At 47.0% G+C, this 3331-nt stretch carries 2 protein-coding genes; both read left to right on the forward strand.

The genetic code is table 11. The annotated features are described in order from the left end of the window. Positions 1-2973, forward strand: a 2973-nt coding sequence (locus ACE5CV_RS14440; protein WP_374950894.1) for an efflux RND transporter permease subunit, incomplete at its 5' end; no start/stop codon positions are given. Next, positions 2966-3331: TolC family protein (locus ACE5CV_RS14445; RefSeq protein ID WP_374950895.1), on the forward strand; the 366-nt coding region annotated here is incomplete at its 3' end. The genes ACE5CV_RS14440 and ACE5CV_RS14445, both read left to right, overlap by 8 nt.

The raw sequence follows: 3331 nt of genomic DNA on the forward strand, positions 1-3331 counted from the left end.
GAACGTGCTATCAACGGTGTCCCAGGCATGAAGTACATGGCATCTGATGCAGGTAACGACGGCGAGGCGACCATACAGGTTGTTTTTAACTTGGGCACAGACCCCAACCAGGCATCTATCAACATCCAAAACCGCGTAGCATCTGTGGTAAATAAATTACCTCCGCTGGTAGTGCGCGAGGGTGTAAAAATTACCCGCGAAGAGTCAAACATGCTGATGTACATCAACTTGTACAGTAAGGACCCGCATGCCGACGAAAAATTTCTTTTCAATTTTGCCGACATTAACTTATTGTCCGAACTGAAACGGGTTGATGGTGTAGGCTTTGCCGATATCTTAGGTAACCGGGAATATTCCATGCGAATCTGGCTGCAGCCCGACCGGATGCTGGCCCACAATATATCTGCTGATGAAATTTTGAAAGCACTGGACGAGCAAAGTTTAGAGGCGTCGCCCGGCAAAACCGGTGAGAGCTCAGGTAAAAGATCACAGGCTTTCGAATATGTACTTAAATACCCAGGTCGGTATAGCACCAAGGAAGGGTATGAAAATATCGTTTTAAGATCAAGCGCGCAGGGCGAATTGCTAAGGCTTAAAGACGTCGCACAGATTGAGTTTGGAAGCTCTTACTATGACCTTTATTCGAACCTAAACGGCAGGCCATCGGCGGCTATCGTATTAAAGCAATCCTACGGAAGTAATGCCAGCCAGGCTATTAAAGATGTCAAAGCAAAACTGGCAGAGATCAAAGCAAGCTCATTCCCCAAAGGGATGGATTACGAGATAAGTTATGACGTTTCAAAATTCCTGGATGCATCTATAGAGAAGGTTGTGCACACGCTAGTAGAGGCATTTATCCTGGTAGGTTTGGTAGTATTCATTTTTTTGGGCGATTGGCGCTCAACGCTGATACCTGCTATCGCCGTTCCCGTCTCGTTGATAGGTACGTTTGTGTTTATGCAATTTTTTGGCATAACGCTCAACTTAATTACCCTTTTCGCGCTGGTGCTCGCCATAGGTATCGTCGTAGATAACGCGATTGTGGTGATAGAGGCTGTGCACGCCAAAATGGAAGAAAAAAACCTGTCGCCGGTAAAAGCGACAGAGGAAGCAATGCATGAAATTAGTGGGGCCATCATTGCCATTACCTTTGTTATGGCGGCGGTGTTTGTTCCGGTGGCATTCATGTCCGGCCCGGTGGGTATATTCTATAGGCAATTTTCTATCACCATGGCAACATCCATCATTCTGTCGGGCTTGGTTGCGTTAACCCTTACCCCTGCGCTTTGTGCGGTGATGCTTAAAAACAACCACGGTAAGGTTAAGAAAAAGACCTGGCTTGATAAATTGCTTGATGGCTTTAACAACTGGTTTAACCGCGTTGCGGGCCGATATCAAAATATATTAGGCAAAATTGTTAATCGCAGGTCTATCACCTTTTTAATGCTTGCAGGCTTCTGCGTGGGGATCTGGTTCTTGAATAACAGCTTGCCTTCGGGTTTTATCCCTAATGAGGACCAGGGCATGTTTTATGCCGTTATACAAACCCCTCCGGGATCAACCTTAGAGCGGACCAACCAGGTTGCCGAAAAGCTACAAAAAATTGCAGAAGGCATCGATGGTGTGCAATCGGTTTCGTCTTTAGCAGGCTATGAGATCTTGACAGAAGGTACCGGCTCCAACTCCGGTACGTGTTTGATCAACCTTAAAAGCTGGGACGAACGCAAGCACTCTGTTCAGGAAGTGATTACTGAACTGGAAGAGAAATCAAAAGAAATTACCGGCGCAACTATCGAGTTCTTCCAACCGCCTGCCGTACCGGGCTATGGTGCTGCGGGTGGTTTTGAGCTGCGCTTACTAGACAAAGCCGGATCTGGGGACTATAAAAAGATGGAGACGGTAAGCCGAGACTTTGTGTCGGCGTTATCTAAACGCCCCGAATTATCATCCGTATTTACATTTTATAGCGCCAGTTTCCCGCAGTATATGTTGCGTATTGACAATGATATCGCCCAGCAGAAAGGTGTTACTATTGAGAACGCCATGAATACGTTATCTACTTTGGTAGGAAGTAATTACGAGACCAGCTTTATCAAATTTGATCGTCAGTACAAGGTGATGGTGCAGGCACTGCCGCAATATCGCGCATCGCCGGAAGATGTGTTGAAGCTGTATGTGAAAAACAACCGCGACGAGATGGTGCCTTTCTCTGCCTTCATGAAAATGGACAAGGTGTATGGCCTATCAGAGATCACCCGCCATAACATGTATAATGCCTCTGAGATAAGCGGTGCGGCAGCGCCTGGTTACAGTAGTGGTGCAGCGATACAGGCAGTAGCCGAAGTTGCTAAAACAAGCTTGCCGCGCGGTTTCGGTATTGATTGGGCAGGTATTTCTGCGGATGAAGTAGCCAGGGGTAACCAAGCGATTTATATCTTTTTAATTTGTTTGGGTTTCGTTTACCTGCTTTTAGCGGCACAATACGAAAGTTTCTTGCTGCCGTTCCCAGTTATCCTTTCTTTACCGGCAGGTATTTTTGGAGCGTTTTTGCTGCTTAAACTATTTGGGCTTGAGAACAATATCTATGCGCAGGTCGCTATGGTTATGCTTATTGGTTTGCTCGGGAAAAATGCGGTACTGATTGTAGAGTTCGCGGTGCAAAAGCACCGTGCCGGCGATTCGGTTTTAAAAGCCGCCATCGAAGGATCTGCGGTAAGGTTCCGCCCTATTTTAATGACTTCGTTCGCATTTATTGCCGGCTTAATTCCGTTGGTGTTCGCCTCAGGGCCGGGCGCTACTGGTAACCGTACTATCGGTTCTGCTGCTGCTGGCGGCATGATCTTCGGTACCGTTTTCGGTGTATTGATCATCCCGGGCTTATACTACGTATTTGCTAAAATGTCAGAGAAGCATATCATCGTTAAAAATGAGGACGAGAATCCGTTAACTGAAGAAATAGATCATAATGTATAAACACATATATATAAGCTTGGGCTTGGGCATTTGCCTGGCCCTAGCGAGCTGCAAGGTGCCCGCCATTACACAACTAACAGCTAACACAGCGGTGCCGCAGGCGTACGGCACCGCGGGCACCGATAGCACCAACATGGGCAGACTGCCATGGCGTACTTTTTTTACCGATAAAAACTTAGTCAACCTCATAGATACGGCACTTAAAAATAACCAGGAACTGATGATAACGTTCCAGGAAATTCAAATGGCCCAAAATGACATTAGAGCCAAGCACGGCAGCCTGCTGCCTACAGTCGGCTTGCGTGCAAATGCGGGGGTAGATAAAGTAGGCCGTTATACCAGCCAGGGTGCAGGTGAT

This window comes from Mucilaginibacter sp., from assembly GCF_964263795.1.
Taxonomy (GTDB): domain Bacteria; phylum Bacteroidota; class Bacteroidia; order Sphingobacteriales; family Sphingobacteriaceae; genus Mucilaginibacter.